Annotated in this window: 24 protein-coding genes and 1 pseudogene; 14 read left to right on the top strand and 11 right to left on the bottom strand. The window is 70.9% G+C overall.

Translation table 11 applies throughout. The features are described 5' to 3' along the window. On the bottom strand, nucleotides 1-1,497 hold the full coding sequence (locus tag HHX40_RS27755) for a serine/threonine-protein kinase (protein ID WP_182882920.1): 1,497 nt from the start codon (nucleotides 1,495-1,497) through the stop codon (nucleotides 1-3). A 192-nt stretch (nucleotides 1,498-1,689) separates the two neighbouring features. Between HHX40_RS27755 and HHX40_RS27760 the strand changes: the two genes are divergently transcribed. Both HHX40_RS27760 and HHX40_RS27765 read left to right on the top strand, forming a co-directional pair. Beyond that, a complete protein-coding gene (locus HHX40_RS27760) occupies nucleotides 1,690-2,016 on the top strand; it encodes a DUF1330 domain-containing protein (protein ID WP_182882921.1) in 327 nt (108 codons plus the stop codon). A 181-nt stretch (nucleotides 2,017-2,197) separates the two neighbouring features. Beyond that, nucleotides 2,198-2,590 (top strand): hypothetical protein, encoded by a 393-nt coding sequence (locus HHX40_RS27765; RefSeq protein ID WP_182882922.1) that lies wholly within the window; start codon nucleotides 2,198-2,200, stop codon nucleotides 2,588-2,590. Nucleotides 2,591-2,733: 143 nt separating this feature from the next. Here HHX40_RS27765 and HHX40_RS27770 read toward each other — a convergent pair whose 3' ends face one another. From HHX40_RS27770 to HHX40_RS27790, 5 genes are all read right to left on the bottom strand, one after another. Then, the gene (locus HHX40_RS27770) at nucleotides 2,734-5,664 is read right to left on the bottom strand and encodes a glycoside hydrolase family 3 protein (RefSeq protein ID WP_182882923.1); all 2,931 of its coding nucleotides are present in this window, start codon (nucleotides 5,662-5,664) and stop codon (nucleotides 2,734-2,736) included. A gap of 41 nt (nucleotides 5,665-5,705) precedes the next feature. Beyond that, nucleotides 5,706-6,545: a carbohydrate ABC transporter permease gene (locus tag HHX40_RS27775; RefSeq protein ID WP_244302313.1), complete on the bottom strand. Its 840-nt coding sequence runs from the start codon at nucleotides 6,543-6,545 to the stop codon at nucleotides 5,706-5,708. After that, nucleotides 6,542-7,444, bottom strand: coding sequence for a carbohydrate ABC transporter permease (locus tag HHX40_RS27780; protein ID WP_138462585.1), 903 nt, complete (start codon nucleotides 7,442-7,444; stop codon nucleotides 6,542-6,544). Before HHX40_RS27780 ends, HHX40_RS27775 begins: the two co-directional genes overlap by 4 nt. 83 nt (nucleotides 7,445-7,527) lie before the next feature. Beyond that, nucleotides 7,528-8,853 (bottom strand): ABC transporter substrate-binding protein, encoded by a 1,326-nt coding sequence (locus HHX40_RS27785; RefSeq protein WP_182882924.1) that lies wholly within the window; start codon nucleotides 8,851-8,853, stop codon nucleotides 7,528-7,530. A 24-nt stretch (nucleotides 8,854-8,877) separates the two neighbouring features. After that, on the bottom strand, nucleotides 8,878-11,160 hold the full coding sequence (locus HHX40_RS27790) for a TIM-barrel domain-containing protein (RefSeq protein ID WP_182882925.1): 2,283 nt from the start codon (nucleotides 11,158-11,160) through the stop codon (nucleotides 8,878-8,880). Between the two features lie 163 nt (nucleotides 11,161-11,323). On the opposite strand from HHX40_RS27790, the gene HHX40_RS27795 reads away from it, so the two are divergent. Beyond that, complete coding sequence (locus HHX40_RS27795) at nucleotides 11,324-11,557, top strand: hypothetical protein (protein ID WP_182882926.1); 234 nt, start codon at nucleotides 11,324-11,326, stop codon at nucleotides 11,555-11,557. Nucleotides 11,558-11,566: 9 nt separating this feature from the next. Here HHX40_RS27795 and HHX40_RS27800 read toward each other — a convergent pair whose 3' ends face one another. The 3 genes from HHX40_RS27800 to HHX40_RS27810 form a co-directional block, all read right to left on the bottom strand. Beyond that, on the bottom strand, nucleotides 11,567-11,986 hold the full coding sequence (locus HHX40_RS27800) for a hypothetical protein (protein WP_133306217.1): 420 nt from the start codon (nucleotides 11,984-11,986) through the stop codon (nucleotides 11,567-11,569). Nucleotides 11,987-12,144: 158 nt separating this feature from the next. Continuing rightward, on the bottom strand, nucleotides 12,145-13,236 hold the full coding sequence (locus tag HHX40_RS27805) for a glycoside hydrolase family 53 protein (protein WP_138462590.1): 1,092 nt from the start codon (nucleotides 13,234-13,236) through the stop codon (nucleotides 12,145-12,147). Between the two features lie 130 nt (nucleotides 13,237-13,366). Continuing rightward, the gene (locus tag HHX40_RS27810) at nucleotides 13,367-15,388 is read right to left on the bottom strand and encodes a beta-galactosidase (protein ID WP_310738318.1); all 2,022 of its coding nucleotides are present in this window, start codon (nucleotides 15,386-15,388) and stop codon (nucleotides 13,367-13,369) included. Nucleotides 15,389-15,576: 188 nt separating this feature from the next. Here HHX40_RS27810 and HHX40_RS27815 point away from each other — a divergent pair, with 188 nt between their 5' ends. Genes HHX40_RS27815 through sigJ form a run of 5 tightly spaced genes read left to right on the top strand, consistent with a single transcriptional unit; the run spans nucleotide 15,577 to nucleotide 20,674 of the window. Further along, entirely contained in the window at nucleotides 15,577-16,884 is a 1,308-nt protein-coding gene (locus HHX40_RS27815) for an ABC transporter substrate-binding protein (protein WP_182882927.1), read from the top strand. Beyond that, nucleotides 16,881-17,777 carry a sugar ABC transporter permease gene (locus tag HHX40_RS27820; protein ID WP_310738319.1) on the top strand — a complete coding sequence of 299 codons (897 nt, stop codon included), beginning with the start codon at nucleotides 16,881-16,883 and terminating at the stop codon, nucleotides 17,775-17,777. Before HHX40_RS27815 ends, HHX40_RS27820 begins: the two co-directional genes overlap by 4 nt. Continuing rightward, nucleotides 17,777-18,634 (top strand): carbohydrate ABC transporter permease, encoded by an 858-nt coding sequence (locus HHX40_RS27825; protein ID WP_182882928.1) that lies wholly within the window; start codon nucleotides 17,777-17,779, stop codon nucleotides 18,632-18,634. The genes HHX40_RS27820 and HHX40_RS27825 overlap by 1 nt, the downstream gene beginning before the upstream one ends. Before the next feature lie 46 nt (nucleotides 18,635-18,680). Continuing rightward, nucleotides 18,681-19,682, top strand: coding sequence for a LacI family DNA-binding transcriptional regulator (locus HHX40_RS27830; protein ID WP_182882929.1), 1,002 nt, complete (start codon nucleotides 18,681-18,683; stop codon nucleotides 19,680-19,682). A 53-nt stretch (nucleotides 19,683-19,735) separates the two neighbouring features. Then, nucleotides 19,736-20,674, top strand: a complete 939-nt coding sequence (sigJ, locus tag HHX40_RS27835; protein WP_310738320.1) for an RNA polymerase sigma factor SigJ — start codon at nucleotides 19,736-19,738, stop codon at nucleotides 20,672-20,674. A gap of 34 nt (nucleotides 20,675-20,708) precedes the next feature. Here the strand turns inward: sigJ and HHX40_RS27840 are convergent. Further along, nucleotides 20,709-21,926: pseudogene (locus HHX40_RS27840) on the bottom strand (RNA-guided endonuclease InsQ/TnpB family protein); the annotation flags it as partial. 145 nt (nucleotides 21,927-22,071) lie between these two features. Between HHX40_RS27840 and HHX40_RS27845 the strand changes: the two are divergent. The 3 genes from HHX40_RS27845 (at nucleotide 22,072) to HHX40_RS27855 (ending at nucleotide 24,431) form a co-directional block, all read left to right on the top strand. Continuing rightward, on the top strand, nucleotides 22,072-22,524 hold the full coding sequence (locus HHX40_RS27845; protein WP_182882932.1) for a carboxymuconolactone decarboxylase family protein: 453 nt from the start codon (nucleotides 22,072-22,074) through the stop codon (nucleotides 22,522-22,524). A 568-nt stretch (nucleotides 22,525-23,092) separates the two neighbouring features. Continuing rightward, nucleotides 23,093-23,716, top strand: a complete 624-nt coding sequence (locus HHX40_RS27850; protein ID WP_310738321.1) for a pyridoxamine 5'-phosphate oxidase family protein — start codon at nucleotides 23,093-23,095, stop codon at nucleotides 23,714-23,716. A 106-nt stretch (nucleotides 23,717-23,822) separates the two neighbouring features. Beyond that, the gene (locus tag HHX40_RS27855; RefSeq protein WP_220499649.1) at nucleotides 23,823-24,431 is read left to right on the top strand and encodes a DUF3800 domain-containing protein; all 609 of its coding nucleotides are present in this window, start codon (nucleotides 23,823-23,825) and stop codon (nucleotides 24,429-24,431) included. 202 nt (nucleotides 24,432-24,633) lie between these two features. Here HHX40_RS27855 and HHX40_RS27860 read toward each other — a convergent pair whose 3' ends face one another. After that, nucleotides 24,634-24,972 (bottom strand): winged helix-turn-helix transcriptional regulator, encoded by a 339-nt coding sequence (locus tag HHX40_RS27860; RefSeq protein WP_138462595.1) that lies wholly within the window; start codon nucleotides 24,970-24,972, stop codon nucleotides 24,634-24,636. Nucleotides 24,973-25,038: 66 nt separating this feature from the next. Between HHX40_RS27860 and HHX40_RS27865 the strand changes: the two genes are divergently transcribed. The 3 genes from HHX40_RS27865 to HHX40_RS27875 all read left to right on the top strand — a co-directional run bounded on the left by HHX40_RS27865 (nucleotide 25,039) and on the right by HHX40_RS27875 (nucleotide 26,950). Beyond that, on the top strand, nucleotides 25,039-25,857 hold the full coding sequence (locus HHX40_RS27865) for an SDR family oxidoreductase (RefSeq protein WP_182882935.1): 819 nt from the start codon (nucleotides 25,039-25,041) through the stop codon (nucleotides 25,855-25,857). Between the two features lie 59 nt (nucleotides 25,858-25,916). Further along, the gene (locus HHX40_RS27870; protein ID WP_182882936.1) at nucleotides 25,917-26,414 is read left to right on the top strand and encodes a hypothetical protein; all 498 of its coding nucleotides are present in this window, start codon (nucleotides 25,917-25,919) and stop codon (nucleotides 26,412-26,414) included. 101 nt (nucleotides 26,415-26,515) lie between these two features. Further along, nucleotides 26,516-26,950: a YbjN domain-containing protein gene (locus HHX40_RS27875; RefSeq protein WP_182882937.1), complete on the top strand. Its 435-nt coding sequence runs from the start codon at nucleotides 26,516-26,518 to the stop codon at nucleotides 26,948-26,950. Nucleotides 26,951-26,966 lie beyond the last annotated feature (16 nt).

Genomic DNA, 26,966 nt, shown 5'->3' on the forward strand with positions numbered 1-26,966 from the left:
CTACGCCAGCCCGCTCAGGCCGCCCGCGGCCGACCGGGCCGTCGCGACCGCCTCGTCCCGCAGTCCGGCCGGGGACGTCACGTCCAGGTGGGCGTACCGCAGCACGGCCACGAGGTCGCCGAGCCGGAAGTACACCCAGGCGGCCTTCGCCGTGCCCTCCGGTGTGGTGACGTCCACGGCGAAGGCCTCGTCGGCCAGCCCCGGCACGTCCCGCGCGGCCGACTCGATGACCTGGGTCTTCTGGTTGAGCCCGACCTCGTACCAGATGAGGTCGCCGTCGCGCGGCCCCGAGGCGTACTGGCGGCGGAGCCCCTGCATGAGCGTCCGCGCGGAGGCCAGGTCCAGCGCCCAGGGTTCCGGGGTGTCGGAGTCGGTCTCGGCGCCCAGTTCGACGCCCGCGCCCGTGACGGCCCACTGGCAGCCCGCCTTCTCCGGGTGCGGGTCCGCCGGGGCGCCCAGTAACCGGCGCACCTGCGCGCCGGACAGCGCCCGGCACAGGTCCACGGCACGGGTGAAGACCGGCGAGACCCGCGGCGGGGGCGGGCCGGGCTCGCCGTCCCGCAGCGCGTGCGCCGTCAGGGGCACCGCGGCGGCCGCCACGGCGAGGGCCACGGCCGCGATCCACCACCGGCGGCGGCGTACGGGCCCGGCGGGGGCGCCGGCCTCCGGGCCGGGCGTGCCGCCGTCGGCGATCCGGCGCAGCGTGGCGAGCGCCGCGCCCGTGTCCGGGCGGTGCGCGGGGTCGCGCGCCAGCATCCGGGTCAGCACCGGGCCGAGCGGCCCCGCGAGCACCGGCGGCCGGGGGTCCCGGGTGAGCGTCGCCGCGATCACCTCGGCCTGGGTGCCCTGGTGCGGCGGGACGCCCTCGACCGCCGTGTAGAGCGTGGCCGCGAGCGACCACAGGTCGGCGGCCGGGCCTCCGCGGTCGCCCGCGAGCCGTTCGGGCGCGATGAACCCCGGCGAGCCGACGAGCAGCCCCGCCTCGGTGATCGACGCCTGGCCGGCGGGCCGGGCGATGCCGAAGTCCGTCAGGACCACCCGGCCGTCGGCGGACAGGAAGACGTTGCCCGGCTTGACGTCCCGGTGCTGCACGCCCTGCGCGTGCGCGGCCGACAGCGCGTCCAGGAGCCGCGCGCCGAGGTCGGCCACCTGCCGGTACGGCAGCGGCCCGTACGAGGCGACCTGCGCGGCGAGATCCCGCCCGCGGAGCAGTTCCATGACGATCCACGGCCTGCCGTCCTGGACGAGCACGTCGTGCAGCGCGACGATCCCGGGGTGCCGCACCCGCGCGGTGACCTCGGCCTCACGCATGACCCTGGCGACGAGCTCGGCCCGCTCGCGGTCGCCGAGGCCGTCCGGGAGGCGCAGTTCCTTGACCGCCACCTCGCGGTCCAGCACCGGGTCCCTGGCCAGCCATACCCGGCCCATGCCGCCGGAGCCCAGCGGGCGCAGCAGGTGGTATCGCGAGGCCAGTGGCTCCCCCAGCGATTCGGCCATAACGGGGAGAATAGCGAAAGCGTGATCGATCGCCCTCCTTATCGCGGGTCCCGTCCGACGGGCGAGACGCGGACGACCCCGCCGCCCGGGCATTACCTCACGGGTCATCGCCTCCGCGACCCGCCTGGGACAGGCTCGGGACCAGGAGGGGACGAGCGTCCCCGGCACCGCCGCCGGACCACAGGAGGAACCATGCCCGCCTACGCCATCGCCCAGCTCCGCGACGTCACCGTCGGCGCGGACATCGTCGAGTACCTGCGGCGCATCGACGCCACGCTGGAGCCGTTCGGCGGCCGTTTCGTCATCCACGGCGGCGAGGCCGAGCTTCTCGAGGGCAGCTGGCCGCAGACCCTCATCGTCATCGAGTTCCCCGACCTCGACACGGCGAGGGCCTGGTACCGGTCGCCCGCCTACCAGGAGATCCTGCCCCTGCGCACGAGGAACTCCTCCGGGGACGCCGTGCTCCTCCCGGGGGTGGGCGAGGACCACAGGGCGCTGGACGTGCTGACACCGGCCTGACCGGCGTCGCACGAATGGGACGAATACCCGTAAGCCGCTCCCTGCCGGGAAAGGAACGGTATCCACTGCGTCGGGGCTCGACGTGGACCGGGAGCGATCCCGCGTATCGGGGTATGTCGCGAATGCGGTCGCAGGAGGCGACACGTTCGTACATCCACCAGAGGGAGCGGAGCCGGCGGAGATGAAGGTGCATGCTGCGCGCGACGCGCTCACCCGGGCGGCCCGGCGCCGGTGCGTCGCGGTCGCGGCGGTCCTCGGCGCGGGCCTCGCGATCGGCTCCCTGTCCGGTCTCACGTCCGCCGCCTACGCCGTGCCGATGTCCCGCGGCGGACACGGTGGCGGAAGCTTCGTGGCATCCGACAGCAACGGCAACGGGTCCCGCATCAACATGGGCAACGGCCGGAACTTCGGAAACTACATGGTGGTCGGCAGCCTCAAGAACGCGAACGGCCTGCAGCAGGCCACGATCGGCGTGAACGGCAGCGCCAACTCCCAGGCCAACGTCTGCAGGCGGTGGGGCGGCCGCTGCTGGTTCAACCAGCACGCGCGGGTGTCCCGCTCCGGCCGGCGGTGACGGCGGTGTGACGGCGGCGGTGACAGCGGCGGTGACAGCGGCGGTGACGGCGGCCGGCCGCCACACGACGGGACGCCCCGCGGGTGGGCGGTGCTCACCCGCGAGGCGTCCTCGATTCAGGGTCCGGTCCTGCCGCGTGGGACTCAGCTCAGGGTGAGGTCCTTGACCCGGACGTCCCCGGTGAAGACCAGGTACACGTCCTTCACGCCGTTCGCGCCGGAGACCGGAGCGGTGGCGGCGGCCCACTGGTAGACGCCGCCGGTCGCGGCGACCGGGATCGTCGCCACTCTGGCGCCGTCCGGGGAGCCGAGGCGCACCTCGATCTTCCCGCCGGTCGCGGAGGCCACACCCACGGTCGCCTTCGCCGGCTTGCGGAGCTGGACGTCCTTGAACGCGATCCAGCCGCCGTCCGCGCCCGCGACGGCGTCACCGCGGACCTTGGTCTCGTCCACCAGGTGGACGCCCGAGTAGTCGTCGAAGTCGATCGCCCGGGTGGTCTTCGACAGGTCGCGGTGCGGGATGTCCTCACCCCTGACGTTGATCGTCGAGCGCTGGCGGATGGCCGCCGACGACGATCCCACGAGGACGTCGTGGGTCGCGTTCTCGACCGTCCACTTGTTCCGCGTGACGTCCCACAGGGCGAGGTCGGCCTTCTGCACGGTCATCGTGACCGTCTTCGTCTGCCCGGGCGCCAGCGACACCCGCTGGAACGCGCGCAGCTGCTTGACCGGCTGCTTCACCCGCGACCGGTGCTGGTGGGTGTAGAGCTGCACGACCTCGTCGCCGGCCCGGGAGCCGGTGTTGGTCACCTTCACCGAGACCTCGTACGCGTCGCCCTTCGGCACCGCCTTGAGGCCCTGGTAGGCGAACGACGTGTACGACAGGCCGTACCCGAACGGGTAGAGGGGCCGGCCCTGGTAGTACAGGTAGGTGCGGTCCTTCTTGACGATGTCGTAGTCGAGGATGCCCGGCAGCTCGTCGGCCGACCGGTACCACGTCTGCGTCAGCCGTCCCGCCGGGTTGACGTCGCCGTACAGCACGTCGGCGAGGCCGTGGCCGGTCTCGGCGCCCGCGTGGGTGGTCCACAGGATGGCCGGGACGTTGTCCTGCTCCCAGTTGATCGTCGTCGGGTAGCTGTTCTGCAGCACCACGACCGTGTTGGGGTTGGCCTTCTTCACCGCCTTGACCAGGGCCTCCTGGCCCTCGGCGAGGTTCATGTCGGTGCGGTCGTGCGCCTCGCGGCCGTTGATGAACGGCATGCTGCCGACCACGACGACCGCCACGTCGGCGGCCTTCGCCTTGGCGACCGCGTCGTCCACGCCGCGGGAGACGACCTCCTTGGCGTAGTGCGTGGCCTGGTCGGCGGTGGTCAGGCTGAGCGTGCCGTCGGCCTCGGCCTTGACGTACGCGTTCGGGCCGAACCAGCTCTCGCTCGTCTCGTAGCCGGCGTACCGCAGCAGGTAGGTGCCGTCGGACTGCTGCTCCAGCTTGAACTGCTCCTGCACGAACCAGCCGGACGGCTGGTCGGCGGTGTTGGCGAGCGTCGCCCAGTTGGCCCGGCTGACGTACTTGCCGTTGGCCGCGCTGCGCAGCGTCAGCACGCCCTGGCCCCAGTCGAACGCGTCGAACTGCTCGGTCACGCCGGCCGTGGAGGCGCTCTCCTTCAGGTCTCCCCCGGCGGCGGGCGCGCTGATGTACTTCCCGGTGGCGACGTCCTTCAGGGCGATCCGGTCGACGCCCTCGGAGGAGGCCACCGCCTTCGCGCGCTCCTTGATCCCGGCGAGCGGGGTCACCTTGTACGGCAGGGCGCCGGAGTACCAGTCGGTGTAGAGGACGTCGGCCAGCGGGCCGACGACGGCGACCTTCTTGCCGGGCTTCAGCGGCAGCGTGCCGCCGGAGTTCTTCAGCAGCACCATGGCCTTGGCCGCGGTCTCGCGGTTCAGCTTCTGGTTCGCCGGGCTGTTGACGACGTCCTTGGTGATCTTCCCATACGGCCCGCCGTCGGGGTCGAACTCCCCGAGCCGGAACCGGATGCTGAGCTGGTGCCGGACGGCGTCGTCCACGTCCGCCTGGGTGAGCAGCCCCTTCGACAGCGCCTCCTTGACCGCCGCGACCGTCGGGCCGCCGTTGGTGTCGTCGACGGTCATGCTGTCCAGGCCCGCCTTGATCAGTGCGGCGTCGGCCTCGGCCTGGGTGGCGTAGTACTTCTCGCTCTGCACGAGGTTGTTCGGCGCCCAGGCGTCGGAGACGTTGAACAGGGTCCGGGCGGTCCAGGAGCGGACCACGTCGTTCAGGTCCGGGCTGACCGTGTTGGGCCGGCCGTTGACGAGGTTGTAGGACGCCATCACGCCGGTCGCCGCGTCCGCGGAGATGGCCGGTTTGAACGCCGCCTCGTCGTACTCGTGCTTGACCCGCGGCGGCAGTTCCGACGAGGTGACGTCCCGGCTGACCTCGTTGTTGTTGGCCAGGTAGTGCTTGAGCGTGGGCGCCGACTTCAGGTGGTCGGGGTCGTCGCCCTCCATGCCCGATCCGTACGCCGTGGAGATGGCGCCGGTGAGCAGGGGGTCCTCGGAGTAGCCCTCCTCGTTGCGGCCCCAGCGCGGGTCGCGCAGCAGGTTGACGACGGGCGCCCACAGGTTGAGCCCCCACACGCGCGGGTTCTGCGCGTGGAAGCCGCGGGCCTCGTCGCCGACGGCCGAGCCGACCCGCTTGATCAGGGCGGGGTCCCAGGTGCTGGCGAGGCCGAGCGCCTGGGGGAAGACGGTGCCCGTGGCGGTCACCACGGCCCCGTTGTTGTCGATGTCGGTCGACCAGGCCACACCGTGCAGCGCCTCGGTGCCGCTCTTGAACAGGCCGACGCCGAGGCGGTCGATCGCCGGGGCGTACTGGTGCAGCATCGACACCTTCTCGTCCGGCGTGAGCCGGCCGAGAAGGTCGTCGACTCGCTGCGCGAGCGGCAGCGAGGGGTCTCGGAACGGATAGTCGCCGGCCGCCCGCACGGGGCCGGCGCCCAGGCTCAGAGCCAGAGCCAGGGCGGCCGACGCGGACAGCATCGCCGAACGGCGATGGGACATTGCGCCTCCAGGTCAGGTAGTGACGCGTTACTTGAAGGGTGTTACTTGATCGCGCCGACCGTGATGCCGCGGGTCAGCGTGCGCTGGAAGATCAGGAAGAAGGCCACGGCCGGCACGATGCCGAGCAGCGCGGACGCGCTGGACATGGTGGCGTCCATCATCTTCTCGCCCTGCAGGACGCCGAGGGCGACCGGCACGGTCTGGTTGTCGTTGGAGATGAGGAACACCATCGGCAGGAAGAACTCGTTCCACGTCCAGATGAAGAAGAAGATGAGCAGCACCATGAGGGTCGGGCGGCTGATGGGCACGACGATGCCCCACAGGATCCGCCACCTGCTCGCCCCGTCGAGTTCGGCCGCCTCCAGGATCCCCCGGGGGAACCGCCCGAGCACCGACGAGAGCAGGTAGGTGCCGAACGCCCCCTGGATCACCGTGAAGATCAGTATGACCGCGAGCCTCGAGTCGTACAGCCCGGCCTGCTTCGCCAGGTAGTACAGCGGGTAGACGAGTGCCTCCTGCGGCAGCGTGTTGGCGACCAGGAAGAGCACGAGCAGCCACAGCCGGCCGCGGACCCGGCCGATTCCCAGCGCGTACGCGTTGAGCACCGACAGCAGCACCGCGGCGACCGCGACGACGCCGCTGATCAGGAGGCTGTTCCAGAGCTTCAGGCCGAAGTCGACGCGCTGCCAGAAGGCGACGATCCCGTCGAGGTACAGCCCGTGCGGCAGGCTGAGCGGGCCGCCGGAGGAGTACTCGGCCGGGGACTTGAACGCGTTGAGCGTGACGATCGCGAAGGGGACGAGCATCACGGCCGCGAGCAGGACCAGCGCCGCGAGGACCGCCCAGCGCCCCGGCTGGCCGAACTGGCGATCGGAGGTCACGAGTCACGCTCCTGGTCACGGTCCTGGACACGCAGGAAGAGGAAGGTCACCACGACGATGATCAGGGCGAGCACGGTGGCGATCGCCGAGCCGTATCCGACGTTCACCTTCTGGAAGAAGTTCAGGTAGGAGAAGTAGGACGGCACCATCGTCGCCGAGCCCGGGCCGCCCCGGGTGAGCACGAAGATCGGGCCGAACACCTTGAGCGCCGCGATCGTGCAGGTCAGCAGGACCACGAAGATCTCCGGCCGGATCTGCGGGATCGTGATGTGCCAGAACCTGCGCCACCAGGAGGCGCCGTCGATCTCGGCCGCCTCGTACAGCGAGGGGTCCACCCGCTGGAGCCCGGCCATGAAGATGACGACCGGGTACCCGAGCTGGAACCACACCATGATCGCCATCACCGTGGCCAGCGCGAGGTCGGGGTCGCCCAGCCAGTTGACCTTCAGCCCGAAGATCTGGTTCACCGCGCCGTACGACGGGTGCAGCATCCAGCCCCAGACCACGCCGGCCACCGCGACGGGCAGCACCTGCGGCAGGTAGAACGCCGCGCGCAGGGCCGAGGCCGTACGGGCGCCGAACCGCCGGGCGATGTAGTCGAACAACGCGGCGGCCAGCACCAGGCCGACGACCGTCGGCACCACCGCCATCGCGACGATCAGCGCGACGTTGTGCTGGAAGGACGCCCAGAACCGCTCGTCCGCGAAGAGCTTCGTGTAGTTGTCGAGCCCGATCCAGGTGGGGGTGCCGACGCCGGACCAGCGGGTGAAGCTCGTCGCGACGTTCATCAGGAACGGCACGACGATGATCGCGAGGAACAGCACCAGGCTCGGCAGGAGGTAGAGCCAGTAGCCGCCCCTCCCGCGCGGGCGGGCGGCGCCCGCGTCGGGTGGTGCCATGTGCGGACCTTTCGGGGTGGGTCCGGCGGCGGAGACCGGTCAGGTGATCCCGCCGCCGGGATCTGGGAGAGGCGGGTTCCCTGCTAGTTGCCGATGTCGGCGAGGTTGTCGTTGTAGGGCTGGGCGATCTCGTCCAGGACCTCCTCCGGCTTCTTGTCGCCGTTGATCAGTTCCTGCACGCCCGAGACGAGCACGTCGTAGTAGCCGGGGGCGGGCCAGTCGGGGTAGAAGGCCAGGCCGTCCTGCGTCGAGAGCTTGTTGAAGTTCTCGATCAGCTCCTTGTTCTGGGCGTCGGTGATCGCGGCGGGGTCGGCCGCGACCGGGATGCCGCCGGAGTTGCCCAGCAGGTTCTGGACCTCCTTCTTCATCGTGATGTCGATGAAGTCATAGGCGAGGTCCTTGTTCTTGGACTTCTCCGGCACGACCCAGATGTTGCCGCTGGAGCCCGGGGCGAACTGACCCGGCCACAGGAAGGAGCCCCACTTGAAGTCCTTGATCTCCTCCTGCATCCGGCCGAACCACCAGCTGCCCGACACCATGATCGGGAACTTGCCGCCGATGAACGCCACGCCCATGTCCTCGGCCTTCATGCCGGCCGAGTTCTTGGCGATGTAGCCCTTCTTCACCCAGTCGGAGAAGGTCTGCGCGGCGTACGTGAACTCGGGGCCGTGGAAGTCGACCTTGCCCTTGTAGAGCTCGAAGGAGTCGATCCAGGCGCGGTTGGCCTTGTTCAGGGCGAGCAGGTAGAACAGCTGCTGGGCGGGGTACTCCGCGCCCGCCATCGCGATCGGCGTGGTGCCCTTCTTCGTGAACGTGTCGAGCGCCGCGGTGAACTCGTCGAAGGTGGTGGGCACCTTCACGCCCGCCTTATCGAACATGTCCTTGTTGTAGTAGACCATCACGTACTCGCCGTAGTTCGGCACGCCGAACCACTTGCCCGAGCCCATGATGCCCCGCTCGTCGTACTTCGCGGTGGTCTGCAGCGACGGGCTGAGCAGCTTGTCCCAGCCGCGCTTGGTCGCCTCCTCCGTCAGGTCGGTCAGCAGGCCCTGCTTCGACAGCAGACCGGCCGTCGCGTTGCCCTTGTTGTACTCCATGATGTCCGGGGCCTCGTCGGAGTTGAGGACCATGCCGGCGGTCTTCTGGATCTGCTCGAAGCCCTTCTCCTCGAACTTCACCTTGACGCCGGGGTGGCTCGCCTCGAACTCCTTCATCGCCTCGGCCCAGGCGGTGCCCATGGCGCTGTTGCCCGTCTCGTAGTGCCAGAGGGTGAGGGTCTTGGCCTCCGCGGAACCACCGCCGGCGGCGCCGCCGCCCTCGGACTTGCCGTCGTTTCCGCCGCACGCGCCGAGCGCCAGGACGGCCGCGGCCAGTGCCGCCACCGCCGCGCTCCTGCCTAACTTGACCATGGTTGTTCTCCAGGGGGTATCGCTTCAGTTGATGACGACCGGGGCGCCGGGGCCGGCGAACTCGACGCCGCCGATCCGCTTGGGGCCCTCGGCGGTGACGGTCAGCCGGTCGCCGTCCCACACCGCCCTGACCCTCGTGTCCCCGTCCAGGTCCCTGATCGTCGTACGGCTCTCGCGCTCCGGCAGGCCGAAGACGAGCAGGGAGACCCGCGGGTCGTCGGCCACGGTGTCACCCGGCTCGGTGACCGGGACCAGCGAACCGTGCCGTCCGAACAGGGGGATCCGGTCGAGCGGCGGCGACACCGTGACGTAGCGCCCGCCGTCCAGCGTCTCGCCGGTCCAGTAGTCCACCCACACCCCCGAGGGCAGGTAGACCTTCCTGGTGCCGTCCGCCGAGGTCATCGGGGCGACGAGCAGGTCGGTGCCGAGAAGGTACTCCAGATCCGCCTGCCAGGCCACCGGGTCGTCCGGGTGGTCGACGCAGAGCGCGCGCAGCATCGGCGCGCCCGTCTCGGCCGCGGTGACGGCCGCCGAGTAGATGTACGGCATGAGCCGGTACCGCAACCGCAGGGCCTCGATGGCGGCCTGCTCGGCGTGCGGCGGGAACTCCCAGGGCTCCCGGGTGGTCGTGCCGTGGAACCGTACGAGCGGGGACAGCGCGGCGAACTGCGACCAGCGGATGTAGAGGTCCGGGGTGGGCGTGCCGGTGAAGCCGCCCGCGTCGTGGCTCCAGAACGGGACGCCGGACAGGCCGTGCGACAGGCCGCCCCTGATCGTGCTGCCCATCGCGGGGTAGGTCGTGTCGACGTCGCCGCTCCACTGCGCCGAGTGGCGCTGCCCGCCGAGGTAGGACGAGCGTGCCCAGACCAGGCCGTGCCCGTTGACCTCGCGGGTCACCTCGGCGACGAGGTCGTTGAACAGCAGCGTGTAGACGTTGTGCAGGTCGGTGCCGGTCATGCCGTTGAAGGCCACGGCGTCGGCCGGCACGCCCTCGGCGAAGTCGGTCTTGAACGCCGCGACGCCCTCGCGCAGCCGGTCGCGCAGCAGTCCCCTGAACCACTCCGCGGCCTCGGGGTTGGTGAAGTCGACGATGCCGCAGGCGGGATAGGAGCCGTGCCAGGTGTCGGCGACGTACGTCTCGCCGTCGGGCCGCCTGAGGAAGTAGCCCTTCGCGGCGGCCTCGGCGAAGGCCGGGCTGAGGTGCGAGATGTAGGAGTTCATCCAGAGGCAGACCTTGAAGCCCTGCTCCTTGAGAGCGGCGAGCATGCCCGCCGGGTCGGGGAACGTCTCCGGGTCCCACTGGAGGTCGGACCAGTGCCCGTCCGCCTGCCAGTAGCAGTCGAGGTGCAGCACGTCGCAGGGGATGCCGCGCTCCCTGATCTTCCTGGCGCGCTCCAGCACCCGCTCCTGGCTGTCCCTGAAGAAGCCCGAGGAGATCCAGGTGCCGAACGCCCACTTGGGCGGCAGTTCCGGCTGGCCGGTCAGCCCGTCGAACCGGTCCAGCACCTCGGCCGGGGTGGGTCCCGCGATCACGTAGTAGTCGATGAGGTCGTCGGGCACGACGATCTGCACGGCGCTGTGGGTGGACTGGCACATGTCGAACTCGACGGGCGTGCCGCTGTCGACGCAGATGCCGTATCCCCTGCTGGACAGGTAGAAGGGCACGTTCTTGTACGCGCGCTGCGACTCGGCGCCGAACGCGTCGAAGTTCCACATGAGCGGGCGCTGGCCGCGCTTGTCGAGCGGCGTGAACGACTCGCCGAACCCGCCGAACGCCTCGTCGGCCGGGGCGAGGAACGTGTCGTGGTAGGCGACGGGGGCGCCGTCGACGGCGGAGCGGCCGAAGGGCAGCGTGCGGAGGCGGCCGCTGATGTCGGGGTGGCCCGGGTCCTGCTCCACCAGCGTCCGGCCGGCCCGGTCGGTGAAGCGCAGGTTCCACGGGTTCAGCCGCACCTCGGCGCGCAGCGACCCGGCGTCGACGACGACGCGGCTGTGGTTCGCCTCCACGACGGTCCCGGCGTACTCGCCGGGGGTGACCATGGCGATCGCGCGGGCGGACCGGGTGCGGGCGTCGGGATCCTCCGCCAGCCGCACCCGGATCACCCCCTCACCCGCGGCCGAGATCTGCACGACGAGCGTCTCCTCCGCCGAGGTGGAGCCCTTCAGCGTCACCCCCCGCCCGTCGGAGGCCACCACCTCCGCGCCGGTCAGCGCGGACAGGCCCGTCTCACCCGGCTCACGCACCGGTAGCTCGGGAGGATCGGCCACGAAGAACTCGCGCGCGACCAACGGGGGGCGGTACGGCATTGCGGCACTCCATCAAGCTCATCCGGCGATTGTGGAGTTAGTTTGCCGTCCATCCCAACAAAAATCAATGGGGCGTCCGAAGCGGAGTTTGCGCAGGTTATTCCCGTATATGACAGTTTCAGGTAATGTGTCCGCAATCCTCGGTCAAGGGCAGGTGATGTGGATGGACAGGTTCGTACACGTGATGCCGCTGGACGACGTGATCGACCACGAGGGCAGCCCCGGCTGCGTCTGCGGTCCCGGCGGGCAGTCCGTCACCGCCGCCGACATCGGCGAGCCGGCCTCTCCCCCGGACGACGACGCCATGCCCGGCTGGCCGCGGCCGGCCGTCGGCATGATCTACCACCACTACGCGCTCAGCCATTGCCGCGAGTGGGAGGCCGTCCCCGAGCCCTGACCTTCTCGGCTACCGGGGCGCCTGGTACTTCGCCAGGACCCGCTGCAGCCGGTCCACCACCGGCCGCCAGGACGGCGGCAGGGTGTAGCGGGTGACCCGGCGCCCCTGGTACGTCAGGCCGTACGCGAGGAAGTCGGCCCCCTGCGGCGGGGCCTCGGACCGGCCGAGCCGCAGGTTCTTCAACGCCCCGCGCAAGCCGCGCCACTCGGACGCCGTCAGGCACCTGCGCACGACCGGCCCCGTACGGCGGCTCAGCAGGGCGCAGCCGTCGGTGTAGACGCGCACGCGGTCGTCCAGCCCCGCGAACCCGCCCTGCTCGCGCAGTTCGACCAGCGACTTCCTCGGCGCCGTCGTCGCCTCGGCCGGGCCCGTCAGGGCCGCCGTGCAAAGAACCGCCAGCGACAGCAGCGTGACACGCGAAGTTCTCATGCTCTCCATAACGGCCCCCAGCCCCGTCCGGCTCACCTCACAGGTGTACCGCAAGGCGCGCGGCCCGCGCCGGTCATCGGGGTCCGTGTCGTCCCCGGATGGGTGAGGGCGGCCGGGGTGGCCGCCCTCGCGCGTCCGGCAGCGGGGTCGGACAGGCTCTAGGGGGTCCACCTGACGTTCGGGTTGATGTGGCCGGTCCAGTTGAACACGGCCATGTTGTCCCAGCCGTCGCCGCTGCCGTTGATGTTGGCCGGGTCCCAGCCGTTGCCGGGCACCGCGTACCAGGTCGGCTCCCAGTAGAAGACGCCGACGGCGCCCGCGTCGCGGGCCGTGTTCTGCACCGCCGTGAACTCCGCGCCCTGCCCCTGCCAGGTGAGGCCGTACCCGGAACACCCCGACGTGACCGAGTTGCCCGTGGAGTCGGCGTTGTCGGGGGTGAACGGGTACGCCGTCTCCGCGATGACGACGGGCTTCCCGTAGCGGGACCGCATGTCCGAGATCACCCAGGAGAGGTTGGACAGCGTGCCGTGCCACATGCAGTAGTACGACAGGCCGGTGATGTCCCAGGCGACGCCCTTGGCCCTGATGCCGTCGTAGAACCAGCGGGCGTTGGCGTCGCTGTCGGCGTCCGCGGTGTGGATGATCACCTGGGTCCCGCCGTTGCACGCCTTCGTCGCGTTGTAGCCCGCCTTGAGCAGCAGGCTCAGGTTGGTGAAGTCGTTGTTGACGACCTTGCCGTCGTTCCACAGCATGCCGACGTTAATCTCGTTGCCGATCTGCACGCTGTCGGGAGTCGTGCCCTGCGCCTTGAGGCTGGAGCACACGTCGTAGGTGTAGTTGTAGACGTCGCTCTGCAACTGGCCGATCCCGTGGCCGGCCCACGCGGCGGGCTTGTACTGCTTGCCCGGGTCCGCCCAGGTGTCCGAGTAGTGGAAGTCGATCAGCAGCTTCAGGCCCTTGGCCTTCACCGTCCTGGCGTACTGCAGCACCTTGGCCTTGTTGTTGTAGCCGCTGGCGGGGTTGTTCCAGATCCGCAGGCGGACGTAGTTGACGCCGACGCCCTTGAGGATGTCCAGCGGGTCCCTCTGGTTGCCGGCCGCGTCGTAGTACCTCGCGCCCAGGTCCAGGGCGCGTTGTACGGAGGAGACGTCGGCGCCGAGCATGGTCAGCGGGGCCGCGGCGAGCGCCGGCGGCCCGGCGGCCAGAGCCGCGGCGGCGCAGGCGACGAGCGCCGCCAGGATCTTTCTCATGTGTCCTCCGGTCAGGAGAGGATGTGACGGATTCCCCCGAAAGGATCCCCCGCCCCCGGCAGCACCGAGGGAGCTTTCAGCTGATTTCAGGTGCTTTCACACACTTTCAGGCGAGCACTGCCGGGCGCGGTCAGGTGCGGACCACGACGACGCCTCCGGCGGGCACCGTCGCCGACCCCGAGTAGGCGGCGCCGTCCAGCACGCCCGTTCCGGTCACCCCGCCGACCGTCACCTCGGCGTCCGCGTGGTTGACGAGAAAGAGGTGGTCGCCCCGCCGGACGACCTCCAGGGTGTCGGGCACGCCGCGCGGCCGGGACACGCCCGCGTGGTCGAGAACCCGGGCGACCAGCCCGCGCAGGTCGGCCTCGTGCGCGCCGTCGCCGGGCGCCGGGTCGAGGGCGGTGGCGACGTACCACGCCGTTCCCCCGCCCAGGTCGTGCCGGGTGACGGCGGGATGCCCGGCGTCGGGGCCGCCGGCGAACTCGTGCACGGCCCGCGCCCCCGCGAGCCGTACGCGCTCGGACCAGATCCGGCCCACCGGGCCCTGGCCTTCCGGCTCCTGTGCTCGCCGCAGCGGCACCGTCTCGTGCTCGCGGAGCGGGTGGAACTCCTCGACCACCAGGCCGAGCACCTCGCGCAGCGCCCCCGGGTACGGCCCCGCGTGGATGGTGTCGTTCTCGTCGACGATCCCTGAGAAGCAGGAGACCAGCAGGTGACCGCCCGCCTCCACGTAGCGGTGCAGGTTCTTGGCCGGTCCCTCGCCGAGCAGGTAGGAGCTGGGCAGGACGACCAGCCGGTACGGCGACAGGTCGGCCGACGGGTGGACGAAGTCGGCGGTGACGTGCTCACGCCACAACGCCTCGTAGAATGCCTCCACCCGGTCCCGGAAGCGCAGGTCGGCCGAGGGCCGCCACTCGAACTCGACGGCCCAGTAGGACTCCCAGTCCCAGACGAGCGCGACCTCGGCCCTCACCCGCGCCCCCCGCACCCCGCCGAGACGGCGGAGGTCCGCGCCGAGCGCGACCACGTCACGCCAGACCTCCGAGTCCGCGCCGGCGTGCGGCACCATCGCCGAGTGGAACTTCTCCGCGCCGTGGCGGGAGGCGCGCCACTGGAAGAACATCGCCGAGTCCGAGCCCCGCGCCACATGGGCGAGCGTGTTGCGGCGCATCTCCCCCGGCCGCTTGGCCACGTTGCGCGGCTGCCAGTTCACCGCGCCGGTCGAGTGCTCCATGAGCATCCAGGGACGGCCTCCGGCGACCGACCGGGTGAGATCGGCGGCCAGGGCCAGCTCGATGTGCGAGTCGGCGCGCGCCGCGACGAGGTAGTGGTCGTTGGCCACGACGTCGACCTCCTCCGCCCAGCGCCAGTAGTCCATCGGCTTGCAGTTGGGGATCATGAAGTTGGTCGTGACCGGCAGGTCGCCGAAGCGGCGGATCGTCTCGCGCTCCCGGCGGAAGCAGGCGATGTGGGCGTCGACGGAGAAGCGCATGAAGTCGAGCCGGAGCCCGGTGAGGAGGCCGGGCGGCGCGGTGACGGGCGGCTCGACCTCGTCGAAGGATCCGTAGGTCAGCCCCCAGAAGACGGTGCCCCAGGCGGCGTTGAGCGCGCCCACCTCGCCGTACTTCTCCCGCAGCCAGGCGCGGAACGCCTCGGCCGAGACCGGGCAGTAGCAGTGCGCGTTGGCCCAGCCGTACTCGTTGTGCACGTGCCACATGGCCACGGCGGGGTGCCCGGAGTATCGGGCGGCCAGGGCGGCGACGACCCGCTCCGACGCGGCGGCGTAGTCGGGCGAGCTGGGGCAGAAGCTGTGCCGGGAGCCCCCGCCGAGCACGCGGCCCTCCTCGTCGACGAGGCGGCTGCCGGGGTGCCGGTGGCGGAACCACGTGGGCGGCGAGGAGGTGGGGGTGGCGAGGCCGGCGTACACCCCCGCCGAGTGGAGCAGGTCGAGGATCCGGTCGAGCCGGGCGAAGTCGAACTCGCCCTCCCGCGGCTCGATCAGCCCCCAGTTGAAGACGCCCACGGTGACCAGGTTCACCCCGGCCTCCCGCATCAGCCGGACGTCCTCCCGCCACACCTCCTCCGGCCACTGCTCGGGGTTGTAGTCGCCGCCGTAGGCGAGGCCCTCGGGCAGGACGGGATAACCGGGCACGTCTCCCCCTCAGTTCTTCGTCTGTGAACGTGCACAGTAGTCCACAAGTGCGACTCCGAGAAGGCACGGAGCGATTCACCCAGATAAGGGAGGACCGTTAACAACCGCGTAACGGCCATTGACAGCGCGGGAGCGACTCTTCAGTCTGTGAACGCTCCCAGACATTCTCCACCCGCCTGGAGGAACACATGCGCGTGTACCGGCCGGCCACGGCCGCGATCCTCGTCGCCACGCTCTGCGCGGCCTGCTCCGGCGGCTCCGGCGAGCCCTCCGCCACCACCGGCGGCGCCGCCGCCTCCGGCGGCCCGGTCAAGCTCACGTACTGGACCTGGGTCCCGAACATGGACAAGATCGTCAGCGTGTGGAACCAGGCTCATCCCGACATCCAGGTCACGGTGAGCAAGCAGGCGGGCGGGGACGACGCGGCGGCCAAGTTCCTCACCGCCGCCAGGGCGGGCAACCCGCCCGACCTGGTCCAGGCCGAGTACCAGATGCTGCCCTCCTTCGTCGCCGCCGACGCCGTGGCCGACATCAAAGCGGAGACCGCGCAGGCGAAGGGCGAGTTCGGCGAGGGCGTCTGGGGGCTGGTGACGCTCGGCACCGACGCCGTCTACGCGGTCCCCCAGGACAGCGGGCCGATGATGCTGTACTACCGGCGGGACCTGTTCGACAAGTACGGCATCGAGGTGCCGAAGACGTGGGACGAGTACGCCGAGGCCGCCCGCGTCGTACGCCGGAAGGACCCGAAGGTCTTCCTCGGCACGTTCTCCAGCAAGGACCCGGGCTGGTTCGCCGGGCTCTCCCAGCAGGCGGGCGCCCAGTGGTGGTCGATCCACGGCGACGCCTGGAAGGTCGCGGTCGACGACGAGCCGACCAGGAAGGTCGCCTCCTACTGGGGCGGACTGGTGAAGGAGGGCGTCATCGACGACATGCCCTACTTCACCCCGGAGTGGAACAAGGCGCTCAACGACGGCAGGCTGCTCACCTGGCCGTCGGCGGTGTGGGGCCCGGGCGTGCTGTCCAGCAACGCGCCGAAGGGCAAGGGCAAGTGGGCCGTCGCGCCGCTCCCCCAGTGGAACGCCGGCGAGAACCACAGCGGCTTCTGGGGCGGCTCCTCCACCGCCGTCGCCGCCAAGTCGCCCAGCAGGGCCGCGGCGGCGACGTTCGCCACCTGGCTGAACACCGACCCGCAGGCGCTCGGGCTGCTGATCGAGGAGGGCGCGGTCTACCCGGCCTCCGCGAAGGGCGCCGCGCTGATGACCGAGGCCCCCGGTTACTTCTCCAACCAGCCCGACTTCTGGAAGCAGGCCGCCGCCATCGGCGCCACCGCCCGCGGCTTCACCTTCGGCCCTGACGTGAACGTGACGTACAACGCCTACCGCGACGCGTTCGACAAGGCCGTCGCGGCCAGGTCGGACTTCACCGCCGCCGTCCGGACGATGCAGGACACCACCGTCGCGGACATGCGCAAGACCGGCTTCACCCTCGCCCAGTGAGGCGTCCGGGAAAGGGGGCCCCGACGCGTCGCGCGGGCGCCGTGCCCTACCTGTTCCTCGCCCCGGCCATGGTGTTGTTCACGCTGTTCATGGCCCTGCCCATCGGCTACACCGGCTACCTGAGCCTGCGCCGCACGAAGGTCTCCGGTCTCGGCCTCGGCAGGGGCGCCCGTACGGAGGTCTTCGCCGGGCTCGGCAACTACGCCGCGGCCGCCGGGGACGGCGAGCTGTGGGCCGGCTGGCTGCGCGTCCTCGGCTACGGCGCGCTCGTGCTCGCGCTGATGCTGGGGCTCGCCCTGGTGTTCGCGCTGATGCTCGACGCGGCGCACGTGCGGCTGGCCCGGCTCACCCGGATCTCGATCTACCTGCCGTACGCCGTGCCGGGGGTGGCCGCCACGCTGATGTGGGGGTTCCTCTACCTGCCCGGCCTCAGCCCGTTCGGCGACCACGCGTTCCTGGGCGCCGGCGTGGTCACGTTCTCGATGGCCAACGTGGCGGTGTGGGGCGGCACCGGCTTCAACATGCTGGTGCTGTACACGAACCTGCGGGCCGTGCCGCGCGAGTACTACGAGGCGGCCAGGATCGACGGCGCGGGCGAACTGGGGATCGCGCTGCGGATCAAGATCCCGATCCTCGTCCCGGCGATCATCCTGACCACCGTGTTCTCCGTGGTCGCGACCATCCAGGTGTTCACCGAGCCGACCACGCTGCGGCCGCTGACCAACACGATCAGCTCGACCTGGAGCCCGTTGATGAAGGTGTACCGCGACGCGTTCGTCACCGGCGACCTCCACTCGGCCGCCGCGACGTCCATGGTGATCGCGGGGATCTCCGTCGTGGTGTCGTTCGGTTTCCTGCGGATCGTGAAGAACCACGCGTTCGGGGAGGGCTGATGGCCGCCGCCACGCGGGCCGGGGCACGCCGGCCGGCCGGGATCGTCCCCTCGGGAGTGCTCGTGCTGGGCGCGGTCTACACCCTGTTCCCGGTGAGCTGGGTGGTGGTCGCGGCCACCAAGTCCAAGGCCGAGCTGTTCTCCACGCCGACCTTCTCGCCCGGCACCGGCCTGCTGTCCAACCTGGCCGACCTGTTCGCCTACCGCGACGGCGTCTTCTGGCTGTGGCTGCTCAACACGGCCCTGTACGCCGGGGGCGGCGCGGTCCTGGCGACCGCGGTGGCCACCGTCTCGGGGTACGCCCTCGCCACGTACGCCTTCCCCGGCCGCGGCCTGATCTTCAACCTGCTCGTCGGCGGGATCCTGGTGCCGCCCGTCGTGCTGGCGATCCCGCAGTATCTGCTGTTCTCCGAGGCGGGCCTGGCCGGCACCTACTGGTCGGTGCTGCTGCCCCAGGTCCTCAGCCCGTACAGCGTCTATCTGGCCAGGATCTACGCGCGGGCCGCGGTCCCGGCCTCGCTGCTGGAGGCGGGCCGGCTGGACGGCGCGGGCGAGTGGCGGCTGTTCCACCGGGTGGCGCTGCCGATGCTCACCCCGGCCATGGTGACGATCTTCCTTTTCCAGTTCGTCGCGATCTGGAACAACTTCCTGCTGCCGTTCATCATGCTGGGCGACGACCACCGGTTCCCGCTGACGGTCGGCCTGTACACCCTGCTCGCCGCGGGGGCCAACCAGCCCTCGCTCTACAACCTGATCATCACGGGGACGCTGCTGTCGCTCGTTCCGCTCGTCGCGCTGTTCCTCACCATGCAGCGCCACTGGCGGGCCGACCTGTCCGGCGGAGCCGTGAAAAGCTGAGCTGGGCGGGGGAGAACGCGCTGATCGGCGGGGGGACAATACGACCATGGCGAAGCGCCCGACCATCCACGACGTCGCCGCGGCGGCCGGCGTCTCGCGCGGCACGGTCTCCCGCGTGCTCAACGACGACCGGTACGTGAGCCCGGCCGCCCACGCCGCCGTCCGCCGGGCGATCGCCGAGACCGGCTACATCGTCAACCGCAACGCCCGCAGCCTGGTCACGCAGCGGACGGGGTCGGTGGTCATGGTGCTGTCCGAACCGCACGAGAAGGTCTTCGAGGACCCCAACTACGGGGTGCTGATCCGCACCGCGATCCGACGCCTGGCCGAGCGCGACGTCTCCCTGGTCGTCATGCTGGCCGGTGACGACGGGGACCGCGAGCGGGTGCTCCGCTACGTGCGCGGCGGCCACGCCGACGGGGTGTTCCTGGTGTCCACCCACGCCGGCGACACACTGGCGGACGCCCTGGTGAAGACCAGGGTGCCGGCGGTCGCGCAGGGCGCGGTGGTCGGGCGGGAGAACGCGATCCCGTACGCCGCCGCGGACGACCGCGAGGGCGCCCGGCAGATGGCTCGTTACCTGGTCGAGCAGGGCCGCAGGAGGATCGCCACCATCACCGGCCCGATGGACACCCCCGGCGGGGTCCAGCGGCTGGAGGGCTTCGCCGACGTGCTCGGCCGCAAGGCGTCCAGGCGGCTCATCGAGCACGGCGACTGGACTCAGCTCAGCGGCGAGAGCGCGATGGCGCGGCTGCTGGAGCGCGCGCCCGACCTCGACGCGGTGTTCGTGGCCTCCGACCTGATGGCGGCCGGGGCCCTGGCGACGCTGCGGGCCGCGGGCCGGCGGGTGCCCGACGACGTGGCGGTGGGCGGCTTCGACGACTCGTCGATCGCCGTCTCCACGCACCCGCCGCTGACCACGATCCGGCAGCCGCTCGCCCAGGTGGCCGAGGAGACCGTACGCCTCCTGCTCGAACTGGTCGACGGCGCCGACCGCGTCGAGCCGGTCATCCTCCCCACGACGCTGGTCGTACGCGACTCCGCCTGAACTCGGGCGGCGGGGGGATGTCACACATGGAGGGGCTGTCTCGTCCTCAGCACGTGGACGACCATGACGGCGGCGGGATCGGCGGGGGCGCCGGGTTCGAGGCGCTGCGGCCCCGGCTGCTCGGCGTCGCGTACGGGCTGCTCGGCAGCCTCGACGAGGCCGAGGACGTCGTGCAGGACGCCTGGCTGCGGCTGCGCCGCCACCGGGAGGAGGGCGGCGCGGAGATCGGCGACGTGGTCGGGTGGCTGGTGGTCACCGTCTCCCGGCTCGCCCTCGACGTGCTGCGCTCGGCCCGGCACCGCCGGGAGGAGTACGTGGGGCCGTGGCTGCCCGAGCCTGTTCTCACCGGTCCCGTGGCCGGTGGGCCCGTGGTTGGTGAACCCGGGCCGGCGGAGCGGGTGACGCTGGACGAGTCGATCAGCATGGCCATGCTCGTCGTGCTGGAGTCGCTGAGCCCGGCCGAGCGGACCGCCTTCGTGCTGCACGACGTGTTCGGCCTGACGTTCACCGAGGTGGGCGAGGCGGTCGGGCGCAGCCCGGCCGCCTGCCGGCAGCTCGCCGCCCGGGCGCGGACGCACGTCGCGTCCCGCGCTCCCCGGTTCGACGTGGATCCCTCCGCGCACCGGCGGGTGGTGGACGCCTTCGCCCGTGCCTGCCTCGGCGACGACATCGGCGCGCTGCTCGCGCTGCTCGATCCGGAGGTCGTGCTGCGCAGCGACGGCGGCGGAGTGGTGCGCGCGGCGCGGCGGCCGGTCCTGGGCGCCGCGAAGGTCGCCCGGCTGCTGACGGGCCTGCGCAGGTTCGGCCGATTCGAGCTGGTGCCCGCCTCGGTGAACGGCCGGCCCGGGCTGCTGCGCTACCGCGAGGGGCGGCTGGTGACGGTGATCGGGCTCACCGTCGCGGGCGGCCGGATCACCGCCGTCGACATGGTCCTGAACCCGGAGAAACTCGCCCGCCTGAAGCGGGCCGACGAGACGAGGAACCGACGTTGACATCCTCCCCTCCCTCAAGGGACAGGATTCCGACCGTCGCCGGTCGGGTTTCCTGCTTCATTGCCGGTCGCCTCGTCCGAGAGGGCTCTCGTTGAGGTCTTACACCAGCTCCACAGGCGTTTCACCTCTCCGCCAGCCCGGCGGCGAGGATGTTCCTGGCGGCGTTGACATCCCGGTCATGGACCGCGCCGCAGGCACACTCCCAGACCCGGACGTCCAACGGCATCGACTCTTGCAGGGTCCCGCAGGCCGAGCACAGCTTGGAGGAGGGGAACCACCGGTCGATCACGACCAGTTCCCGCCCGTACCACCCGGCTTTGTACTCCAGCATCGACCGCAACTCTCGCCAGCTCGCATCGGAGACGGCGCGGGCCAGCGAGTGGTTCTTGACCATGGCGCGGACGGTCAGGTCCTCGATCACGACCGCTTGGTTCTCGCGGACGAGCCGAGTGCTGAGTTTGTGCAGGAAGTCCCGGCGCCGGTCGGCGATCCGGGCGTGGGCTCGGGCGACCTTCAGACGGGCCTTGGCACGGTTCGCGCTGCCCGCCGCTTTGCGGGCCAGCGAACGCTGGGCCTTGGCCAGGCGCCTGCGGCCGCGCCGCTCATGCCGGGGACTGGCGACCTTGCCGTCCTGGTCGGTCAGATCGGGAATCGGGCGGGACAGGGCCACCAGGCTGGTGATCCCCGCGTCCACCCCGACCACGTTCCCGGTGGGGGCGAGGGGGCGGATCGTCTCCTCCACCAGGAGGGACACGAACCACCGCCCCGCCGCGTCCTTGCTCACGGTCACCGTGGACGGCTTCGCCCCCTGCGGGAGCGGACGCGACCACACGATGTCCAGCGGCCCGTCCATCTTCGCCAGCGCGAGCCGGCCGTCCCGCCAGCGGAACGCCGAGCGGGTGTACTCGGCCGCCGCCCGCGACTTCTTCCGCGACTTGAAGGTGGGGTACCTGGCCCGCTTGGCGAAGAAGTTCGCGAACGCCGCCTGCAGATGCCGCAACGCCTGCTGCAACGGCACATAGGACACCCCGTTGAGGAACGCCAGTTCCTCCTCACGTTTCCACGCCGTCAGCGCGGCCGAGGACTCCGCGTAGGAGACGCGGCGGCCCTCCAGGGTATAGGCGCGTGTGCGTTCCTCCAGCGCCTTGTTGTACACCAGGCGCACGCACCCGAACGTCCGGGCAAGCTCGGACGCCTGCTCGGGGGTGGGATAGAAGCGGTACTTGTAGGCCCGCTTCACGATCTGCGCCACGCCTCACATCATGCACTCTCAGTCGAGCATCGCGCAGGTGTTCGACACGGCGGTTCGCCTGACGGCGAACCGCCTGCCCTGCCCTGCTCCGCAGGAGTCCGATTCCTCCCCCGCCTGAAGGCGGGGGTTTCCAAGGAGGATCTTGATGACCGCGAGAATCAGTGTGCGTGAGCTGGCCCCGGAGGCGATCGAGGCGATGCGGGGGGTGGAGCGGTTCCTGCACGGGTGCGGCCTGCCGCACGCCACCCTGGAGCTCCTGAAGATCCGGGCCAGCCAGATCAACGGCTGCGCGTTCTGCCTGGACATGCACGTCCGGGACGCGAAGAAGGCCGGGGAGAGCGACGAGCGGCTGTGGTCGGTGGCCGCCTGGCGGGAGGCGCCGTACTACACGGACGCCGAGCGGGCCGCGCTGGCGCTGGCCGAGGCCGGGACCCGGCTCGCCGACCGGCCCGACCCGGTGCCGGACGAGGTCTGGGCGGAGGCCGCACTGCACTACTCCCAGGAGGAGCTGGCCGCGCTGGTCGTGGCCGTCGCGCAGATCAACGCCTGGAACCGGATCTGCGTCATCAGCCGTACGGTCCCCGGCTCGGGGGTCTGACCTGGCCGGACCGGGAGAACGGCCGTTCGTGGGAAAACGGGAGGACGGCGGCGGGCGGGGCGAATAGTCTGCAGGTGTCACGGAAGGACAAGGGCCATGAGACGTACCAGGATCCACCGGCCTCGCCGAATCCGCCGTCCCGCCGCCGATCTCGACCTGCGCACCCCCTCCGGACGACGCCTGCCCTACTGAGACTCCTGTGACGGCTGAGGCTTTACGCCCGCTTTACCCGTCCTCCTGTATCTATTCGGAAAGGTAACGGAACCATCACGGTCGGGGGGATGCAACATGGTCACGGTGGTGCCGTCGCTCGCCAAGGTCAGGGACATCAGGTCCGCACTACGCCGTAGGCCCAAGCAGGAGAGGAAGATCGTCGACCTCAAGGCCTACACGGGCGGGAACGTCATCCGTTTTCCACGGACGTCGGGTCCTGCCTCGCGGCCCGAACCTGCGTGACACGCGGCGCGCGGCCCGCCCGGCGTGCCCGCCGGGCGGGCCGCGCGTTTCACGCCGACGACTGGTTGAATGTCCCCTTATGGGTGATCCGTCCGCCTCTTCGTCCGCCCCTTTGTCCGGCACGGAGCGGACCCGGCACCGCCGTCTGCGCGAGCAGGGCCGCACCGGCCGGGAGGCGCTGTTCGACGTGCTCCGGGCCGGGTTCGTCTGCCATCTGGGCGTGGTGGTGGACGGCGACCCGATGGTGGTGCCCACCGTCTGCGGCTTCGACGCCGGCCACCTCTACGTCCACGGCTCGGTGGCGAGCCGGAGCCTCACCCGGGGCGCGACGGTCTGCGTGACGGTCACCCACGTGGACGGCCTCGTGCTGGCCCGCTCGGTCTTCGAGCACGGGGTCAACTACCGCAGCGCGATGATCTACGGCGTGCCGCGCGTGCTGGAGGGCGACGACAAACTCGCCGCCCTGCGCTGCCTGACCGAGCACGTGGCCTCCGGCCAGTGGGACCACGCCCGGCGGCCGGACCGCAGGGAACTCGCCGCGACCACGATCCTGGGGGTCCCACTCGACGAGGCGTCGGTGAAGGTGCGGGAGGGCCACCCGGACGACGCCGACGACCCGCACGACGTGTGGGCCGGAATCCTGCCGCTCGCCACGTCGTGGCAGCCTCCCGTGACCGACCCCCGGGCAGCCCACCACCCCGTCCCCCCGCACATCCTCACCCGCCTGCCCCGCTGACGGTCACGGCGGGCCCCCTACCCCGATGCCGCGGTGTCCCAGCGGCCACCGTCACCCAGCAGGCGGCACAGCGGAGCCACGGAAAGTCACCGCATGATTGCGTATCGTGTACCGCGTGCTTTCCCCTCCCGCGATCGCGGACGAAGAACGCTGGACTGCCTTCATCGACGAGTCCGAGTCCAACTCCGCGCTCGATCCGGACGTGTACATCCTCGCCGCCGTACTCGTCTGCACCGAGGCCATTCCCTCCATACGAAGCCGGATGGCCGCACTGCATGTGCGCGGCGAGCGCAAGCTCCATTGGGTCAAGGAGTCGGCGCGGCGCCGCGCCGAGATCATTTCCGTCCTGGAAGATCTGGACGTCCTCTTCGTCTTCGTGGTGCATGAGGGTGATCCCACGGCGAAGTCGGAGCGGCGACGGCGCAAATGCTTCGAGCGGCTGCTCTGGGAGCTTTCGAAGGCGGGGGTCGCAGAGATCGTCATCGAGTCCCGGGAAGATACTCAGAACAAGCGTGACCGGGCCCTGCTGGGGGCCCTGCTGGCCCGCCATCGGATTCCTCGCCGTCCCTGGATTCAGCATGTGGCCGGTGCAGTCGAGCCGCTTCTCTGGATCGCCGATTGCGCTGCCGGAGCCCTCGTGGCCTACCGATGCGACGATCCCGGCTACTTCAAGCGACTGTCCGAGGCGGCGGAGATACACCGGATCGGCGGGTGAAAAACCGCGAGCCCGGGACCCCACCTCCGGAGGGATCTTCCCGGGCTCACTTCCAACCACTCCGCAAAGCGGCGGCGTCGTCACTCATGGTACTCGGCTCGTGTCCCCGCGTCGAGTGAGTGGCGAGGGCATCGTGAACACCTGCCGCGGGCTCGGGTGAGCGAGCACGCGGGAAATCGCCGCGGACCGCTTCTCGCTGTCGTCAGTCCGCGTCCTCCCACTCCTCGCCCCACCGCGCGACGTCGTCGAGGATCCGCCCGAGCGCGAAACCGCGGGGCGTCAGGGCGTACTCCACGCGCGGCGGCTTCTCCGGGTGCACCGTGCGGGTGACCAGTCCGCGCTCCTCCAAGGCCTGCAGTCGGTCGGCCAGCGTCTTGGGACTGATCCCGGGCAGCGCCTGCCGAAGCTCGCCGTACCGCTTGACGCCGTCGAGCAGATGCCAGATGACCAGCGGCGTCCACCTGCTGCCGACGAAGGTCAGCGTCCGGGTGACGACGCATTCTTCGGGCGTGATCGGCCGCGGTGCCTGGTCTGTTTCCATGACTGTAGTTACTACAGGAAAAGTGCCTACTTCAAAAGATGAAACCTTGGCCTTACCGTCGGCCGCATGACGAAGATGATCGTTGCTGTGCACGGAGCGACCGGAACCCAGGGCTCTCCCGTCGTACGAAGGCTGCGCGCGCTCGGGCACCAGGTCCGGCCGCTGAACTCCGCCTCCGCCGATCTGGCCGACGCCGCCTCCCTCGCCGCGGCGTACAAGGGCGCCGACGCGGTCGTCGTGCAGCTTCCGCAGGTGTTCGGCGAGATCGCCCTGCGGCACGCGGCGTCGGTGCTCGCCGCTCTCTGCGAGGCCGCCGTGCCGCGGGTGGTGTTCAATCCGGGGATGCCTCTGCCGCCGGCCCCGGTGGGCGTCCCGTTCGTCGACGCCCGGGTCCTGCTCGCCCGGGACCTGCCCGTACGGGTGGCCGCGTCCGTGATCGGCCCCGCTGGGCCGTACCTGGAGAACCTGGCGCAGCCCTGGTCGGCCCGGCGCGTCCGCGAGCACGGCGAACTCGTCTATCCGCTCCCGGCCGAGGCCCCCTTGCCGTGGTCGGCGCTCGACGACCTGGCGGAGGCCGTCGGCGCGGCGCTGACGGGGGCCGAGCCGCCAGCGCGGCTCGTCGTGACGGGCCCGGAGGAGGTCACCGGTGACCGGATCGCCGCCGCCGTGGCCTCCGCCGCAGGAAGGCCGGTGCGCTACCTGCGGGTCGAGCCCGCCGACTACGCCCGGCTCATCACGCCGGTCGTGGGCCGCGAGGCGGCCGAGGGGATCGCCGGGTTCTACGCCCCGGCCGCGGCGGCCACGCCGCCGCCGATCCCGGAGGGGCGGCTCCACCGGGGGACGACGACGGTGGAGCGGTGGGCCGCGCGCCAGGCGTGGCGGTGAGACCTGCCCGGTAAGCGGGCTGCAACCTCCGCGCAGGCGGCCCGCCGTACGAATAGGCCATGGACCTGTACATGTGGACGGGCGATCGGCGGACGGGCCGCACCCTCCTGTGGGCGGCGACGGCGGTGCCGCTGCTCGTCGCGCTGCTGGTGGTGCTCGTCGTGTCAACGACGGACACGATGCTCGGCTCGCCTTCCTCCTTCGACGGCGTCCGGACCCTCGACGTGCGTACGGACCACGGAGACGTCGAGGTCGTGGGCGCCGACGTGACCGAGGTGCGGGTGACCCGTCGCGCGCGGGGGGCGGGCCCCCGGGTGGAGTCGTGGGGCGACGGCTCGCTGACGGTCGGACTGGTGTGCGACGACACGGGCTCGATCTGCGGCCCGATCAGGGACACGGCGGAAAGCCACACCGACTACGCGTTCGTGGTGCCGCGCGACATCGAGGTCACGATCCGCAGCGATCACGGCGACGTCACCGTACGCGGCGTGACAGGGAAGGTCGACGCGCGGACGGAGACCGGCCGCCTGCGGCAGGACGCCCCCGCGCCGGGGTGACCGCCCACCCGCCCGCCGGATCGGTGGTCACCTCGTTTCTCTGCCGGCTCCGCTGTCACGACCGCCCCCGTGCCGTCCGCACGATGCGGCAGGATGGAACCGTGACGCCTTCCCCAGCGGTCGTCCAGCCGGACCGGGAACTCGTCGAAGAGATCCTGGACGAGCTGGACATCGAGCACACCATAGACGCAGAGGGCGACCTGGCGATCTCCACCGCCCACCTCACCATCTTCTTCCTGTTCGGCAGGGAGGGAGACCTGTTCACGGTCCGCACCTTCTACGACAGGCCGTACTCGGTGGACGACAAGCCGATGCTGCTCACCGCGCTCAACGAGTGGAACGCCGACACCATGTGGCCGAAGGTCTACACCTTCACCCAGGACAACGGCGCCCTCCGGCTGGTCGGAGACTCCCAGCTCTACATCGGCGCCGGAGTGACCAGGGAGCACCTGAGCACGGTGATCGCCCACTGGGTCAGGTTCTCGATCAAGTTCTACCGCTGGCTCACCGGCCGGATCGCCTTCGAGACCGACTAGTACCCGCACCGCGACC

The organism is Microbispora sp. H10949 (genome assembly GCF_014161435.1).
In the GTDB taxonomy this organism is placed as follows: Bacteria; Actinomycetota; Actinomycetes; order Streptosporangiales; family Streptosporangiaceae; genus Microbispora; species Microbispora triticiradicis.